This is a genomic window from Streptomyces niveiscabiei (assembly GCF_001419795.1).
Lineage (GTDB): Bacteria > Actinomycetota > Actinomycetes > Streptomycetales > Streptomycetaceae > Streptomyces > Streptomyces niveiscabiei.
In genome coordinates this window covers 1-16,412 of record NZ_LIRL01000110.1, presented here as the reverse complement: position 1 = coordinate 16,412, position 16,412 = coordinate 1, and the positions used below count along the sequence as shown (strand labels likewise).

The following is a 16,412-nucleotide window of genomic DNA, read 5'->3' as shown; positions in this document are numbered from 1 at the left end:
CGTACGCCGGGGAGGACCCGGGGGCGGAGGACAGCGCGGGCGTCTCTCCCGGCCGCGCGCTCCCGCCGTTGCCCGGCGATGCGGCACCTCCCGCTCCCGCTGTGGCCGTGCCGGTCCGGGTGCCGCCCGCTGCCGGCGCTCCGGCCGCCGTACCCGCCTGGGGCGCGGTGCTCATCGCCGCCGACAACGCCTCGGCCAGTCCCCCGAGTTCGACGTGGACGACGAGGACCGGCTTGGCCGGCACCTCGGCGGCGGCCGTGCGCAGGGCCTCCGCGAGGTCGGCGTCGTCGGGGGAGGTCTCGCCGATGGCGGGGATGGCGGTGACGACGACGGCGTCGCACGTGTCGTCGTCCAGCGCGCGCGTGAGGGCGTGGCGGAAGTCCTCGGCGGAGGCGCCGGTCGTGAGGTCGAGGGGCGGGAGGGGGCGCAGTCCCTCGGAGAGGCAGGCGTCGTAGGTGAGCAGTCCGAGGGACTCGGAGTTGCCGAGGATCGCCACGCGCGGGCCCGCGGGGAGGGGCTGGCGGGCGAGCAGGAGGCCCGTGTCGACGAGTTCGGTGATGGTGGCGACGCGGATCACGCCGGCCTGGCGCAGGAGCGCGGAGACCGTCGTGTGGGGCAGCCGTGTCGCGCGGACCGCGTGCCCCTGGGGGGCCGATCCGGCGCCCTGGACGACGACGAGGGGCTTGGCGGCGGCCGTGCGCCGCGCGAGGCGCGTGAACTTGCGGGGGTTGCCTATGGACTCCAGGTACATGAGCACGACGTCGGTGTCCGGGTCGTCGTACCAGTACTGGAGGACGTCGTTGCCGGAGACGTCCGCGCGGTTGCCGGAGGACACGAACGTGGAGACGCCCGTCACGCCGGTGACCCCTCCTCCCCGGCGGTGCAGCCGGGACAGCAGGGCGACGCCGATCGCGCCGGACTGCGCGAACAGCCCGATGCGGCCGGGGCGGGGCGTCTCGGGCGCGAGGGAGGCGTTGAGCCGTACGTCCGGCGCGGTATTGATGACGCCGAACGCGTTGGGGCCGACGATGCGCATGCCGTACGCGCGCGCGAGGCGTACGAGTTCGCGTTGGCGCTCGCGCCCGTCGGGGCCGCTCTCGGCGTACCCGGCGGAGACGACGACCAGCCCCTGGACGCCGTGTTCCCCGCACTCGGCGACGACTTCGGGGACGGCGTCGGCGGGCACGGCGACGACCGCGAGGTCGACGGGGCCCTCGATGTCGCGCACGGAGCGGTGGGCCGGGACGCCGTCCAGCTCCTCGACGCCGTCCGGGAGGGCCTTGTTGACGGCGTACAGGGTGCCCGTGAAGCCCGCCGCGCGGAGGTTGGCGAGGACCGCGCGGCCGACGCCCCCGGGCGCGCGCCCGGCGCCGACGACGGCGACGGAGCCGGGCGCCAGCAGCCGCCGTACGGAGCGGGCCTCGGCGCGCTGTTCGCGGGCGCGCTGGACGGCGAGGGAGCGTTCGGTGGGTTCGAGGCCGAACTCCAGGCGGACGACGCCGTCCTCGAAGCTGCGCTTCTGGGTGTAGCCGGCGTCGGTGAAGACCTTGATCATCTTGGAGTTGGCGGGGAGCACCTCGGCGGCGAAGCGGCGGATCCCGCGCTCGCGCGCGACGGCGCCGATGTGCTCCAGGAGGGCGGAGGCGACGCCGCGGCCCTGGTGCGCGTCCTGGACGAGGAAGGCGACCTCCGCCTCGTCGGCGGGCGCGGTGGCGGGCAGGCCGTCGGGGCCGATGCGGTCATAGCGTACGGTGGCGATGAACTCGCCTCCGACGGTGGCGGCGAGTCCCACCCGGTCCACGAAGTCGTGGTGCGTGAAGCGGTGGACGTCCTTCGCGGACAGGCGCGGGTAGGGCGCGAAGAAGCGGTAGTACTTCGACTCGTCCGACACCTGCTCGTAGAAGCTGACCAGGCGCTCGGCGTCGTCGGCGGTGATGGGCCGCACGCGCGCGGTGCCGCCGTCGCGCAGCACCACGTCGGCTTCCCAGTGGGCGGGGTACTCGTGCCGCTCCTGCGCGCTCTGCATGGGGCCCAGCGTACGGCTCGCGTCCGACAACGGCGCGAGGCAGTCTGGGGGACGGAAGACGGCGCGAACCGGACCGAGGCCGCGGTCCGGACAGCCGCCGGGGAGGGGCCGCCGTGCCTCCTCCTGGGACGCTTCACGTGTGGAAAACTGGTCTAGACAACCCTGAACACCGAAGGGCAGCAACAACATGGCTGAGCGCCGCGTCACCATCGGCTGGGCGGAGGGCCTTCACGCCCGCCCCGCCTCCCTCTTCGTCCGAGCCGCCACGGCCACCGGCGTCCCGGTCACGATCGCCAAGGCGGACGGCAACCCCGTCAACGCGGCCTCCATGCTGGCCGTCCTCGGCCTCGGGGCCCAGGGCGGCGAGGAGGTCGTCCTGGCCTCCGACGCCGAGGGCGCGGACGCGGCCCTCGACCGGCTGGCGAAGCTGGTCTCCGAGGGTCTCGACGAACTCCCCGAGACCGTCTGACGCCACCCACGCGCGCGTACGGAGCCGCGCCGCCCTTTCCCGGGCGGCGCGGCTCCGTCGTTGTCCGGGCATCCCGGAATGCTTTTCCCCGTACAGGATCGCGAGACACTCGAAGGCATACGGAAGAAGCGCGCCGAGGAATTCACGACGCGCCCGCGAAAAGGGCAGCGGAAATACACCTCCGCCGAATATCTCTTCTTTGTATACGGCGCCCGTGTTAATGCCGCAGGCCGGTCATGTTTACGGCGTGTTGCGAAGTCCTCACACGGTCCGCGCCGGCGAAGCGCAGCCGGTGGGCGGCGGTGGAGCGCTCGGTGTGCAGGGTGGTCAGCGCCCGCGCGCGCTCGGCGTCCCCGCGCGCGACGGCGTCGACGATCGCGCCGTGCTCGGTCCAGGAGTCGACCGGGCTGGCCGACGGCTCCACCGCGTACATCCAGGCGATCTTGTGGCGCAGCTGGGTCAGCGTCGAGGTCAGGGCCTGGCTTCCGCAGGCCTGGGCGAGCGTCTCGTGGAACCAGCCGCCCAGGGAGCGCAGATCGTCGCTGCTGCCCCGCCTGGCGCGCTCCTGGCCCAGCCTGACGAGTCCGCGCAGCACCTTCAGGTGGGCGTCGGTGCGCCGCTGGGCGGCCCGGGCGGCGCCGAGCGGCTCCAGGAGCAGGCGCATCTCCAGCAGGTCGGCGGCCTCCTGCTCGGTCGGCTCGGCCACGCACGCGCCCGCGTGGCGGCGGGTCACGACGAAGCCCTCGGCCTCCAGCGTGCGCAGCGCCTCACGGACGGGGACACGGCTGACGCCGTACCGGCGCGCGAGGAGTTCTTCGGTGAGGCGGCTGCCGCGCTCGTAGACACCCGCGACGATGTCGTCCCGGACGGCCGTGCACACCGAGTGCGCCGGAATACGCATGACGGACCTCCGCCTTAATCCCCGTGAAACGTCGACGATTGACGTGTGTTCCGTGACTCTATTGCAATGAGCGGGAATTTCCGATGGCGGGCCGGAATCCAGGGATATTTTTTGGACAAGGGGCAGTCCGAAACGTCGAAAGCCCCGGCCGAGGGGGCCGGGGCTGGACGATCTCGCGCGGGTCAGACGTCGACGCCGTGCGCGCGCAGGTAGGCGACGGGGTCGATGTCGGAGCCGTACTCCGGTGTCGTGCGCGCCTCGAAGTGCAGGTGCGGGCCGGTCACGTTGCCCGTCGCGCCCGAGTAGCCGATCCGCTCCCCCGGGGTGACCGTCTGGCCCACCGCGACGGAGATCGACGACAGGTGGCCGTACTGGGTGTACGTGCCGTCGTTCATCCGGACGACGATCTGGTTGCCGTAGGCGCCGCCCCAGCCGGCCTCCACGACCGTGCCGAGGCCGACGGCGTGCACGGGGGTGCCGGTGGCGGCGTGGAAGTCGATGCCCGTGTGGCTGCCGGAGGACCACAGGGAGCCGCCGCTGCGGTAGCCCGTGGACACGTACGAGCCGGTGATCGGCGCGACGAAGGCGTTCAGGCGGGCGCGTTCGGCCTCCCGCGCGGCGCGGGCCTCCGCGGCGCGCGCGGCCTTCGCCTCCTCGGCGGCCTGGACGCGCAGGGCCTCCGTACGCGCGCGGACGGCCGCCTGCTGGACGGCGTGCTCCTGCGCGTGCGCGCGGTCGTCGACGTGCTCGGTGACGTCGAGGCGCATGGTGACCGTGTCGTCCGCGAGGGTCATCGCGTTCGCCGCGGTCGGTTCGGGGGGTGATCCGGCGGCCAGCGCCGAGGTCGTGAGCGCCGCTATGCCCGCCGCGCGGGCGGTCGTACGCTGCATCCGGGTCGCCTTGCGGCGCCTGCCGGTGGCGCAGGTGAACGCCATGAGGTCGAGTTCGTCCTTTCCTTCCCTCTCGCCTACCGGGTTAGCTGACGGGTTCGGAGCAGGAAGGTCTCCTACGGGCGCGGGCGCCCGATTCACCCCAGGGACTGTGGGTCCCCGGCTCCCCTGGCTCGCGCCGTACGGGGACTCGGCGATCGCTGTCCGGTGCCGCGGTGTGCGGCGCACTGCCCGACGAACAGCCCGGACGACGCTAGAGGGCGTGCCGTCGATTCCCAAACGCACAGCGGTTTTTGTAGCGCACACCACAGGGCAGAGGTGCACCCTCCGGGCCAAAACGGTCACGGCTGGGGGGTGTGTTTCGGGCGGGGTGTGACGCTGCGAACAGCGAACGCGCGCGGGGGTGTCGTTCGCGGTGACGCGCACGCGCGCGTGCGGCTCGCCATCCACCCCACGCGCGCGTGCCTGTGCTGCTACTCCGCCGTCACGACCCGTACGGGGCCGATCCCGAGGGCCTCGACCGGCTCGCGGATCTCCTTCGCGTCGCCGACGAGGACGGTGACGAGGCGGTCGACGGGGAAGGCGTTGACGACCGCGGCGGTGGCCTCGACGGTGCCGGTGGCCGCCAGCCGCCGGTAGAGGGTCGCCTGGAAGTCGTCGGGGAGGTGCTGCTCGACCTGGTCGGCGAGGGTCCCGGCGACCGCCGCGGCGGTCTCGTACTTGAGGGGCGCCACGCCGACGAGGTTCTGCACGGCGAAGTCGCGCTCGGCGTCCGTGAGCCCTTCGGCGGCGAGGGTGCGCAGGACGGTCCACAGGTCCGCGAGGGCGGGCCCGGTGTTGAGCGTGTCGACGGAGCCGCTGATGGCGAGCATCGAGGCGCCCGAGCCGTCGGGTGCGGAGCGCAGGACCTGCCCGAAGGCGCGCACGCCGTAGGTGTAGCCCTTCTCCTCGCGCAGGACGGCGTCCAGACGGGACGTCAGGGTGCCGCCCAGGCAGTAGGTGCCGAGCACCTGCGCGGCCCACACGCGGTCGTGCCGGTCGGGGCCCACGCGCCCGAGCAGCAGCTGCGTCTGCACGGCGCCGGGCCGGTCGACGATGACGACGCGCCCGGTGTCGTCGGCGGTGACCGGCGGGATGGGCCAGGGCTGCGCGGTGGACCCCGTCCAGGCGCCCAGCGTCTCGCCGAGCAGCGCGTCGAGGTCGATGCCGTTCAGGTCGCCGACGACGACCGCGGTGGCCGTCGCGGGGCGCACGTGCCGGTCGTAGAAGGCGCGCACGGCGGCGGCGTCGATCTTCTCGACGGTGTCCTCGGTGCCCTGGCGCGGGCGCGACATGCGCGCGGTCGCCGGGAACAGCTCCTTGGACAGCTCCTTGGCGGCCCGCCGGGACGGGTTGGCCAGCTCGTGCGGGATCTCGTCGAGCCGGTTGCGCACCAGCCGGTCGATCTCGCCCTCGTCGAACGCGGGCGCGCGCAGGGCGTCGGCGAGCAGCCCGAGCCCCTTGGCGAGCCGGGAGGCGGGGACCTCCAGGCTGAGCCGGACGCCGGGGTGGTCGGCGTGCGCGTCGAGCGTGGCGCCCGCGCGCTCCAGTTCGGCGGCGAACTCCTCGGCGGAGTGCCGGTCGGTGCCCTCGGAGAAGGCGCGCGCCATGATCGTGGCGACGCCGTCCAGGCCGGTCGGCTCGGCCTCCAGGGGCGCGTCGAGGAGGACCTCGACGGCGACGACCTGCTGGCCGGGGCGGTGGCAGCGCAGGACGGTCAGGCCGTTGCCGAGGGCCGCGCGCTCGGGCGCGGGGAACGCCCAGGGCCTGGCCTCGCCCGCCTGGGGCTGCGGGTGGAAGTCCATCGTGGCGAGCTCGGTCACTTGGCCGTCTCCTCGTTGTCGTCGGCCTCTACGGTCGCTTCACGCTCGGGGTCCTCGGGCACGTCCGCGTCCTCGGCGCTGTCCGGGTGCTTGGGCTCGTAGACGAGCACCGCGCGGTTGTCGGGCCGCAGCCGCGCCTTGGCGACCTCCTGGACCTCCTCCGGCGTGATCTCCAGCACGCGCTGTACGGCGGTGAGGGCGAGCTGCGCGTCGCCGAACAGGACGGCGAACCGGCACAGTTCGTCCGCGCGCCCGGCGACCGTGCCGAGCCGGTCCAGCCACTCGCGCTCCAGCTGCGCCTGCGCGCGCTCCATCTCCTCGGCCGTCGGGCCCTCCTCGGCGAACCGGGCGAGCTCCTCGTCGATGGCGGCCTCGATGACGGGCACCTCGACGTCCCCGGACGTCTTGACGTCCAGCCAGCCCAGGGAGGGCGCCCCGGCCAGCCGCAGCAGGCCGAAGCCGGCCGCGACGGCGCTGCGGTCGCGCCGTACGAGCCGGTTGTACAGGCGGGAGGACTCGCCTCCGCCCAGGACGGTGAGCGCCAGGTCGGCGGCGTCCCCCGCGCGCGTGCCGTCCTCGGGGAGGCGGTAGGCGGCCATCAGCGCGCGCGCAGGGACCTCCTCGACGACGACCTCGCGCAGCTGCTCGCCGATGACGTCCGGCAAGGAGCCGTCGCGCGGCTCGGGCTTGCCGTCGTGGGAGGCGATGGAGCCGAAGTACTTCTCGATCCAGGCGAGCGTCTGCTCCGGGTCGATGTCGCCGACCACCGACAGGACCGCGTTGTTCGGCGCGTAGTACGTCCGGAAGAACGCGCGCGCGTCCTCCAGGGTCGCCGCGTCCAGGTCGGCCATCGACCCGATGGGGGTGTGGTGGTAGGGGTGGCCGTCCGGGTAGACGAGGGCGGTCAGCTTCTCGAACGCCGTCCCGTAGGGGACGTTGTCGTAGCGCTGGCGGCGCTCGTTCTTGACGACGTCGCGCTGGTTCTCCATCGACTCGTCGTCCAGGGCGGCCAGCAGGGAGCCCATGCGGTCGGCCTCCAGCCAGAGCGCGAGCTCCAGCTGGTGCGCGGGCATGGTCTCGAAGTAGTTGGTGCGCTCGAAGCTGGTGGTGCCGTTGAGGGAGCCGCCGGCGCCCTGCACCAGTTCGAAGTGGCCGTTGCCCTTCACCTGGGCGGAGCCCTGGAACATCAGGTGCTCGAAGAGGTGGGCGAGGCCGGTGCGGCCCTTGACCTCGTGGCGCGAGCCGACGTCGTACCAGAGGCACACCGCCGCGACGGGGGTCAGATGGTCCTCGGAGAGCACCACGCGCAGGCCGTTGGCCAGGCGGTGCTCGGTCGCTGTCAGGCCCCCGGAGCCTGCCTGGGCTGTGGCCGTGTGACCCATGGGCATGTACGTCCCTTCGATGGCGGACGCGGTCGTGGGACCGCGGACTTTCCTGCCGGTCCTGTCACTGTATGCAAGCGTGCGGACGGTCGGCGAAGTTCCCGGCGGACGTACGCCGAGAGCGGATCGGTTAGCCTGCGGGCGGCTGCGGGGGAACGGCCCGCGCTCGCCCGGCCGGGCCCACGACACCGGGTCCTGGGCCGGGTTGTCAGTGCCACAGTCCACAATGGGCCGTCAGACCGCAGTTTTGTCGGCGTCCTGAACGCCACGGCAAGCGACCAGAAATGAGGAGCCGGCAGCGATGGCCCGCCGCAGCACGAAGACCCCTCCGCCCGACGACTCGTTCGAGGAGCGGATCCTCGACATCGACGTCGTCGACGAGATGCAGGGCTCCTTCCTCGAATACGCCTACTCGGTCATCTACTCCCGCGCCCTGCCCGACGCCCGCGACGGCCTGAAGCCGGTCCACCGCCGCATCGTCTACCAGATGAACGAGATGGGCCTGCGCCCCGACCGCGGCTACGTCAAGTGCGCGCGCGTGGTCGGCGAGGTGATGGGCAAGCTGCACCCGCACGGGGACGCGTCGATCTACGACGCGCTGGTGCGCATGGCGCAGCCGTTCTCCATGCGCGTGCCCCTGGTGGACGGGCACGGCAACTTCGGCTCCCTGGGCAACGACGACCCGCCGGCCGCGATGCGGTACACGGAGTGCCGGCAGGCCGAGGCGACGAGCCTGATGACCGAGTCGATCGACGAGGACACGGTCGACTTCGCGCCCAACTACGACGGCCAGGAGCAGGAGCCGGTGGCGCTGCCCGCCGCCTTCCCGAACCTCCTGGTCAACGGCTCGTCCGGGATCGCGGTCGGCATGGCGACGAACATGCCGCCGCACAACCTGGGCGAGGTCGTGGCCGCCGCCCGCCACCTGATCCGCTACCCGAACGCGGACCTGGACGCGCTGATGAAGTACGTCCCGGGCCCCGACCTGCCGACGGGCGGGCGGATCGTCGGCCTGGACGGCATCCGGGACGCGTACGAATCGGGCCGGGGCACGTTCAAGATCCGGGCGACGGTCGCCGTGGAGAACGTCACGGCGCGCCGCAAGGGCCTGGTCATCACCGAACTGCCCTTCACCGTCGGCCCCGAGAAGGTCATCGCCAAGATCAAGGACCTGGTCGGCTCGAAGAAGATCCAGGGCATCGCCGACGTCAAGGACCTCACCGACCGCGCGCACGGGCTGCGGCTGGTCATCGAGATCAAGAACGGCTTCGTCCCGGAGGCCGTCCTGGAGCAGCTCTACAAGCTGACTCCGATGGAAGAGTCATTCGGTATCAACAATGTCGCCCTGGTCGACGGCCAGCCGCTGACGCTGGGCCTCAAGGAGCTCCTCGAGGTCTACCTGGACCACCGGTTCACCGTCGTACGGCGCCGCAGCGAGTTCCGGCGCGGCAAGCGCCGCGACCGCCTGCACCTGGTGGAGGGCCTGCTGACGGCGCTCGTCGACATCGACGAGGTCATCCGGCTGATCCGCTCCAGCGACAACAGCGCGCAGGCGAAGGAGCGCCTCATGGAGCGCTTCTCGCTGTCGGAGATCCAGACGCAGTACATCCTCGACACGCCGCTGCGCCGGCTCACCCGGTTCGACCGGATCGAGCTGGAGTCCGAGAAGGACCGGCTCAACGCGGAGATCGCCGAGCTGACCCGGATCCTGGACTCGGACACCGAGCTGCGCAAGCTGGTCTCGGGCGAACTGGCCGCGGTCGCCAAGAAGTTCGGCACGGAGCGGCGTACGGTCCTGCTGGAGTCGTCCGGCGCGACCGCGTCCGCCGTGCCGCTCCAGGTGGCCGACGACCCGTGCCGGGTGCTGCTGTCGTCGACGGGGCTGCTCGCGCGTACGGCGAACGGCGAGCCGTTCGTGGCCGAGGAGGGCGCCGCGCGCGTGAAGCACGACGTGATCGCCTCGGCGGTGCCCGCGACGGCCCGCGGCGAGATCGGCGCGGTGACCTCCGGGGGCCGGCTGCTGCGGATCAACGTCGTCGACCTGCCGCAGCTCCCGGACACGGCCGCCGCGCCCAGCCTGTCCGGCGGCGCGCCGGTGTCGGAGTTCGTGTCGCTGACGGACGGCGAGACGCTCGTGTGCCTGATCACGCTGGACGAGTCGTCGCCGGGCCTCGCGCTCGGCACCGAACAGGGCGTCGTCAAGCGCGTGGTGCCGGACTACCCGTCCAACAAGGAGGAGCTGGAGGTCATCACCCTCAAGGAGGGCGACCGGATCGTCGGCGCGGTCGAGCTGCGCACGGGCGAGGAGGACCTCGTCTTCATCACGGACGACGCCCAGTTGCTGCGCTACCAGGCGTCCCAGGTGCGCCCGCAGGGCCGGCCGGCCGGCGGCATGACGGGCATCAAGCTGACGGACGGCGCGAAGGTCATCTCGTTCACCGCGGTCGACCCCGCGGTGGACGCCATGGTGTTCACCGTCGCGGGCTCGCGCGGCACGCTGGACGACTCCGTCCAGACGACGGCCAAACTGACCCCGTTCGACCAGTACCCGCGCAAGGGGCGCGCGACCGGCGGCGTGCGCTGCCAGCGGTTCCTGAAGGGCGAGGACTGCCTCTCGGTCGCCTGGGCGGGCGCCGTCCCCGCGCGGGCCGCGCAGAAGAACGGCATGCCCGCGGATCTGCCGGAGATCGATCCGCGCCGGGACGGTTCGGGCGTGTCGCTGCCGAAGACGGTGGCGGTGGTCGCGGGGCCGTTCTAGCCCTCGTCGGGCAGGTCCTCAGGAGCGTCCTCGACGACGTCCTCGGGGGCCTCCTGCTCGGCCTCCGGGTCCCGTACGTACCTCAGGACGCCCCACATGCCGCGCTCGTCGGCCTGTGGGGCGTCCTGCACGCACGCGTGCAGCTCTTTCCCGAGCCCCTCCCGGTCGATGCCCGCACCGATCAGGACGAGCCGCGTACGGCGCTCCTCGCGCTCGCCCCAGGGCTCCGGGACGAACCTGAGGAACCGTCCGACCGCGTGCACGGCATACCGGTTGAGGGGGTCGCTCGGCCCGAAGTCGACGTACCCCTTGATCCGGTACAGGCCCTCGGAGCGGCCGTCCAGGAACGCCATCAGGCGCCGCGGGTCCAGCGGCGCGTCCGCGGTGAAGGAGAGGCTGTCGTACGCCGCGTGCAGGTGCTCCGCGTGGTCGGCGCCGCCGCCGCCCTCGTGGTCCTCGCCGTCCTCGTGCCGGTGCAGGTCGTCGAAGGAGAGCTGGCCGATCCGCTCCTCGCTGGGCCGGCAGTCGAAGAGGAACTCCGGGTCGACGCGGCCGTAGCGCGCGGGTACGACGGCCGCGCTCCCGGCCAGTGAACGAACGAGCCCGAGCACACGTTCCCCGTCGTCCGCGCGGTCCAGCTTGTTGACGACGACGAGGTCGGCGAGGCCGATGTGCCGGTCGATCTCGGGGTGTTTCACGCGCGTGTCGTCGAACTCGGCGGCGTCGACGACCTCGACGAGTCCGCCGTACTCGATCGCGGGGTGCTCGCTCGCGAGGACCATCCGGACGAGTTCACCCGGTTCGGCGAGGCCGCTCGCCTCGATGACGATGACGTCGACACCGACGGCGGGCGCGGCCAGGCGCTCCAGGTAGGAGTCCAGTTCGCTCGCGTCGACCGCGCAGCACAGGCAGCCGTTGCCGAGGGAGACGGTGGAGTCGCCGAGGGCGCCCGCGACGGCCATGGCGTCGATCTCGATCGCCCCGAAGTCGTTGACGATCGCGCCGATCCGGCTGCCCTTGCTGCGGTGCAGCAGGTGGTTGAGCAGCGTCGTCTTGCCGGAGCCGAGGAATCCGGCGAGCACGACGACCGGGATCTGCTGCGGGGTGCCGCCCTGCGCCACGTACGACCTCTTTCGCGCCTGTGCGTGCGCCGGTTCACACTCCGGGGCACGGCCGGGGAATCACTGCTGCCTCAGGATACGAGCCGGAAGAATCACCGCGAAGTGAACGATTGTTAGCTCCCTGTCCGGGGCAGACGTGAGGCAAGGCGCCGGGGTGTGCGACCCTCGCTTCCTTCCGTGCGCCTCCTCTCCGCCTCCCCGCCGATCAGAGCCGCTCGGCACCCTGGGAGACGGCAAGCGCCGCCCACCGCTCGCCGGTCCCCGTCACCACACCCGCACCCCGACGACCGGCGCACGGCCGCCTGGACCGGGGGTTGACATGGCCACACAGAGTGCAGGGATACACAGGATCGTTTCGGCCGCGAAGCAGAAATTCTCGGTCACCCTCGACTCCCTCGGTGTGCCGGGTGCCGGCCATCGCAGGCGAGCCGCCCTCACCGAACAGCACCGACTCTCCTTCGACCTGCTCTGCAAAGCCATGGACGACCCCGCCCTCGCGGCCGTCCTGGACACCTACGAATCCGACGTCCCGCTCGACAAACAGCGGCAGTTCCTCTTCGCCAACGCCCTGTACGTCAACAATCTGTACTTCTACCGGATCGGCGCACTCACCCGTGCGGAGCTGTACGGGCACCTCCGGGTGATGTGCCGCAACAAGGTCTTCCGCGAGTACTGGGAAGCCACCCGCCACCACCGCAAGAGCCTCCCGGACTCCTCCGAGGAGTACATCCTCGGGCGGATGATGGACGACCTCATCCACGATCTCGACGACGCCGACACGGACGAGTGGTGGGTCGTCGGCGAGCCGCCTCCGGAGGACGCTGCGTGAGGCCGCCTGAGGGGCGCCGCAGGGCCCGGCCGCATCGGCTCCGGGCCCCAAGGTACTCGGACTCGGCGAAGCGGCGCCCGTCAGGCGTCGGGGATGTCGTGCTTGGCGCGGACGAGCGTCTCGCGCGTGATGACGACGATCCGCTCGTAGTCGGCTCGTGCGGCGTCCGAGGGCAGCTCACGGTCGAGTTCCTCGGTCGCTTCGCGCCCGATCACGGCGAAGTCGCCGTTGCTGAGCTCGAAGATGTCGGGGCAGGTCTGCCCTGTGGTGCTGCCGCGCTCCCTGGGGGACGCCCCGACACGTCGCACGATCTTCACGAAAACGTACCGCCTTCTCATGACCTGTTGGAGGGATGACTGTGCCCTCCGAAACGGCCGCGGTAGCGGTTGGAATGGCCCCTCCGAGCGCAGGCGTGAGCGCCGAAGCGGTTGGGCCAGGACAAGATACCCACTCCGCTCGCCCCCGCCGCGCAGGCTACTCCGCAGGGCCCGGGAAATTCACCGGATCCGTCCGGCCGGCACCGAAAACTCGAAGTTCCTTGCGACGAAGGGGACTTGATCCTCTATCAGCTCGCGAGAGGCACCGCGACCGGCGCCTCGGGGCCAACATACCGTGCCGCCGGACGGATGATCTTCGAGTCCTGGGACTGTTCCAGGATGTTGGCGCTCCAGCCGATGGCGCGGGCCGCGGCGAAGGTCGGGGTGAACATCTCCCGGGGGAGGCCGCAGAGTTCCATGACGACGCCCGCGTAGAACTCGACGTTGGTGTGGAGTTCACGGCCGGGCTTCAGTTCGGCCAGGATCGCCTCGACCTGGCGTTCGACCTCGACCGCGAAGGCCACGCGCGGGCCGCCGAAGCGCTGGGCGATCTCGCGGAGCATCCGGGAGCGGGGGTCCTCGGTGCGGTAGACGGCGTGACCGAATCCCATGATCCGGTCGCCGGCCAGTACATGTTCCCGGATCCAGGGATCAATGCGATCGGGGGTGCCGATCGCGTCCAGGGTGTCGAGGGCCCGGCTGGGCGCCCCGCCGTGCAGGGGGCCGGAGAGCGCGCCGACGGCTCCGACGAGACAGGCGGCGACGTCCGCACCTGTTGATGCGATGACGCGTGCCGTGAACGTTGACGCGTTGAAGCCGTGATCAATGGTGGAGATCAAGTATTGCTCGACGGCCCGCGCTTTATATTGATCGGGCTCGACGCCGGTCAACATGTACAGGTAGTTCGCCGCGTACGACAGGTCCTGCCGCGGCTCGACCGGTTCGAGCCCCTTCCCCAGCCGGTACAGCGCGGTGAGCAGCGTGGGCACGGCGGCGGCTGCCACGAGCGTGTCCCTGCGCCGCTGCCCGGCGTCGATGTCGTACACCGGCCGGAACCCCTTGACCGCGCCCAGCAGCGACAGCGCCGTCCGCATCCCGGCGAGCGGCCCGGCACCGCCCGCGCCCGACGCGGCGACGGCGGGCAGGACCGCGCTCACCTCGGCCGACAGCGCCCGCAGCGCGGCCGTCTCGGCGGCGAAGGCGGACGCCCGTGCGGGGTCGGGGAGTTCGCCGTGGACCAGGAGGTGCCAGACGTCCTCGAAGGAGCGGGTCTGCGCGAGGTCGACAGCGGAGTACTGGCGGTAGTGGTAGAAGCCCTCGATGCCGCGCACGTCGCCGACCCGGGTGTCGGTGACCACGACGCCGGCGAGTCCGCGCGGGACGTCGACGAAGGACGCCGTGGACCTGTTGACCGACATGATTTCCCTCCTTGAGCTTGATGAACTTGATTGGACTGTCCATCATTGACTAAATGACTGTCAATATTGATTTAATCAACATAACCTTCATCCGGATACGGTGACCCCCATGCGCGACCAGGAACCCACCCCCGGCCACCCCGAACGCCGTCTGAGCACGAAGGAGGCATCCGAACTGCTGGGCGTGAAGCCCGAGACGGTGTACGCGTACGTCAGCCGCGGCCAGCTCAGCAGCCGACGCGTCCCCGGCAGCCGGAGCAGCACCTTCGACCCCGTCGAGGTGGAGGCTCTGGCGCGCCGCAACAGACGCGAGAGCGCCGGAAGCCCGGGGGCGGGGAGCGACCCGGCCGTCCGTACGCGCCTCACGTACATCGACGGTGACCGGTACTTCTTCCGGGGCGTGGACGCGGTCGAACTGGCGCGCGCGCACTCCTACGAGGAGGTCGCGGAGTGGCTGTGGACCGGGGAACTGCGCGCGGGAGCGACGTTCACCGCGCCGGAGGAGTCCCTGAAGGCGGCCCGCCGGGCGGCTCGCGCGCTGCCCGAACACACCGGCCCCGCCGACCGGTTGCGGGCCGCGGCCGTCGCGGCGGCCGTCGTGGACCCCCTGCGCTTCGATCTGTCCGCGCAGGCGGTCGTCGGCACCGGCCGGACCCTGATCCCGACCCTGGTCGCAGCCCTGCCCCCACGCCATCCGGGCCACCGGGACGAGGGCCCTCTTGCGCGGCGCCTGTGGGCGCGGTTGACCGTACAGACACCCGACGAGGCGTCACTGAACGCCCTAGACACGGCACTCGGCCTCCTCGCCGACCACGACCTGGCCGCCTCGACGCTCGCCGTCCGGGTCGCCGCGTCGGCCCGCGCGCACGCGTACGCGGCCGTCTCGGCGGGCCTGGGCGTCGTCGAGGGCCCGTTGCACGGGGCGGCCAGCGGTCTCGCCCACCGCCTGCTGGACGAGGTCATCGAACAGGGCGACGCGGGACCGGCGATCGCCGAGGAACTGCGCGCGGGCCGGCGCATCCCGGGCCTGGGCCACCGCCTCTATCTCGGCGAGGACCCGCGCGCGGGTGCGCTGTTCGCGCTCCTGGCGGACATCCCGGGCGCGTACCCCGCCCTCGCGGCGGCCCGGGACATCGTGGCCACCACCGCGCGCCACGCCCCTCTGCACGCCAACGTCGATCTCGCCCTGGCCGTCCTGACGCACTCCTTCGGCATGCCCGCGACGGCCGGCGAGGCGATCTTCGCCGTGGCCCGTACGGCGGGCTGGATCGCGCACGCGCTGGAGGAGTACGGCGAACGCCCTCTCCGGATGCGCCCGAGCGGCCTCTACGTGGGCCCGAGGCCGCCCCAACCGCTCCCCGTGGACCACGGACACGCATCGGGCGATCACTCTGCGTAAAAAGGCGCATCCAGGCGCCCCCGGGAACCCGCACGGATCAGGACACACCGCCGTCGACAAGTCACCCTGCGCCAAGTCAGGTTAGGCTCACCTCTGTGAGTACGTGCACGACTGTCGCGCGGGATCTCGACGAGCCCTTCTCCGGGACCGCGGCCACGGCGACGACCTGGCTCCTGCTGGAACAGCCGGGCCCTTGGGGCGCCAAGGCGCTCACCGAGAGCCACCTGGACCGGCAACTCGGGCGCGCCCTGGAGAGGGCCGCCAAGGGCACCGGCGTCCGCGTCGCGCTCATCCGCCGCCCCGGGCGCCACGCCGACGTCGGCACCCCGCCCCCGCGCCGGGTCTTCGCCGCCCACACCGTGCCCGGCGGGGTGTGGCTGCGCACCGCCACGGTCCAGGACCCGCGACAGCTCCTGGACCTCGACCTCACCGCCCTCGGCCGGGGCGACCACCGCACGTTCGACACCGCCCTCGGCGGCCGCCCCCACACGGGCGACCCGCTCGCTCTGGTGTGTACGAACGGCAAGCGCGACCGCTGCTGCGCCCTCCTCGGCCGTCCTCTCGCCGCCGAACTGACCGCCTCCGACGTACCGGGCGTCTGGGAGGTCACCCATCTGGGTGGACATCGCTTCTCCCCCACGGTGCTCGTCCTGCCCTACGGCTACGCGTACGGGCGCGCGGAGGCCCACACCGTCAAGGACGTCCTCCACGCCGCCCGGGAGGGCCGGATCGTGGTCGACGGGTGCCGCGGCTGCTCGGCCTGGGAGCGGCCCGGCCAGGCGGCCGAGCTCGCCGTCCGTACGGCCGTCGGCGAGTACGCCGCCGAGGCGCTGGGCGTCGTCCGTACGGCGGGCGAGGCGCCGCACTGGGAGGTCACCGTCGCCCACACCGACGGCCGGCGCTGGCAGGTCGTCGTCGCGCAGAGCAACCCGCTGCCGCCCCGGCTGTCGCCAGCTCCCGCACCTCCACGACGTCCATCCGCGCCGGAGTGCCCAGGACGGACGCCCCGCAGCTCTCCGGCCGGGGCGGCAGCGGGTTGC

13 protein-coding genes and 1 riboswitch are annotated in these 16,412 nt (G+C 72.2%); of the genes, 5 read left to right on the top strand and 8 right to left on the bottom strand.

The genetic code is table 11. The features are described 5' to 3' along the window. On the bottom strand, nucleotides 1-2,026 hold a 2,026-nt coding region (locus AOK24_RS06590; protein ID WP_055719113.1), incomplete at its 3' end, for a GNAT family N-acetyltransferase. Nucleotides 2,027-2,213: 187 nt separating this feature from the next. Here AOK24_RS06590 and AOK24_RS06585 point away from each other — a divergent pair. Continuing rightward, the gene (locus AOK24_RS06585; RefSeq protein ID WP_055719112.1) at nucleotides 2,214-2,495 is read left to right on the top strand and encodes an HPr family phosphocarrier protein; all 282 of its coding nucleotides are present in this window, start codon (nucleotides 2,214-2,216) and stop codon (nucleotides 2,493-2,495) included. A 217-nt stretch (nucleotides 2,496-2,712) separates the two neighbouring features. Here AOK24_RS06585 and AOK24_RS06580 read toward each other — a convergent pair whose 3' ends face one another. The 4 genes from AOK24_RS06580 to AOK24_RS06565 form a co-directional block, all read right to left on the bottom strand. Further along, a complete protein-coding gene (locus tag AOK24_RS06580) occupies nucleotides 2,713-3,396 on the bottom strand; it encodes a GntR family transcriptional regulator (RefSeq protein ID WP_055719111.1) in 684 nt (227 codons plus the stop codon). Between the two features lie 182 nt (nucleotides 3,397-3,578). After that, nucleotides 3,579-4,331, bottom strand: a complete 753-nt coding sequence (locus AOK24_RS06575) for a M23 family metallopeptidase (RefSeq protein WP_055719110.1) — start codon at nucleotides 4,329-4,331, stop codon at nucleotides 3,579-3,581. Nucleotides 4,332-4,345: 14 nt separating this feature from the next. Beyond that, a riboswitch (cyclic di-AMP (ydaO/yuaA leader) is annotated at nucleotides 4,346-4,492 on the bottom strand. A gap of 267 nt (nucleotides 4,493-4,759) precedes the next feature. Beyond that, nucleotides 4,760-6,148, bottom strand: a complete 1,389-nt coding sequence (locus AOK24_RS06570; RefSeq protein ID WP_055719109.1) for a M16 family metallopeptidase — start codon at nucleotides 6,146-6,148, stop codon at nucleotides 4,760-4,762. Further along, a complete protein-coding gene (locus AOK24_RS06565; RefSeq protein WP_055719108.1) occupies nucleotides 6,145-7,536 on the bottom strand; it encodes a M16 family metallopeptidase in 1,392 nt (463 codons plus the stop codon). Before AOK24_RS06565 ends, AOK24_RS06570 begins: the two co-directional genes overlap by 4 nt. A 295-nt stretch (nucleotides 7,537-7,831) precedes the next feature. On the opposite strand from AOK24_RS06565, the gene AOK24_RS06560 reads away from it, so the two are divergent. Beyond that, nucleotides 7,832-10,288: a DNA gyrase/topoisomerase IV subunit A gene (locus AOK24_RS06560; RefSeq protein WP_055719107.1), complete on the top strand. Its 2,457-nt coding sequence runs from the start codon at nucleotides 7,832-7,834 to the stop codon at nucleotides 10,286-10,288. Here AOK24_RS06560 and AOK24_RS06555 read toward each other — a convergent pair. Continuing rightward, nucleotides 10,285-11,409, bottom strand: a complete 1,125-nt coding sequence (locus AOK24_RS06555; protein ID WP_055719106.1) for a CobW family GTP-binding protein — start codon at nucleotides 11,407-11,409, stop codon at nucleotides 10,285-10,287. The genes AOK24_RS06560 and AOK24_RS06555 overlap by 4 nt on opposite strands. Before the next feature lie 319 nt (nucleotides 11,410-11,728). Here AOK24_RS06555 and AOK24_RS06550 point away from each other — a divergent pair, with 319 nt between their 5' ends. Next, nucleotides 11,729-12,238, top strand: a complete 510-nt coding sequence (locus AOK24_RS06550; RefSeq protein ID WP_055719105.1) for a DUF6082 family protein — start codon at nucleotides 11,729-11,731, stop codon at nucleotides 12,236-12,238. 80 nt (nucleotides 12,239-12,318) lie between these two features. Here the strand turns inward: AOK24_RS06550 and AOK24_RS06545 are convergent, their stop codons facing one another. After that, nucleotides 12,319-12,555: a hypothetical protein gene (locus AOK24_RS06545; RefSeq protein WP_010353010.1), complete on the bottom strand. Its 237-nt coding sequence runs from the start codon at nucleotides 12,553-12,555 to the stop codon at nucleotides 12,319-12,321. 248 nt (nucleotides 12,556-12,803) lie between these two features. Beyond that, entirely contained in the window at nucleotides 12,804-13,973 is a 1,170-nt protein-coding gene (locus tag AOK24_RS06540; RefSeq protein ID WP_055719104.1) for a citrate synthase/methylcitrate synthase, read from the bottom strand. 109 nt (nucleotides 13,974-14,082) lie between these two features. Here AOK24_RS06540 and AOK24_RS06535 point away from each other — a divergent pair, with 109 nt between their 5' ends. Together AOK24_RS06535 and AOK24_RS06530 are read left to right on the top strand one after the other, a co-directional pair. Then, nucleotides 14,083-15,372, top strand: a complete 1,290-nt coding sequence (locus AOK24_RS06535; protein WP_055719103.1) for a citrate synthase — start codon at nucleotides 14,083-14,085, stop codon at nucleotides 15,370-15,372. Between the two features lie 95 nt (nucleotides 15,373-15,467). Beyond that, on the top strand, nucleotides 15,468-16,412 hold a 945-nt coding region (locus AOK24_RS06530; RefSeq protein ID WP_240553697.1), incomplete at its 3' end, for a sucrase ferredoxin.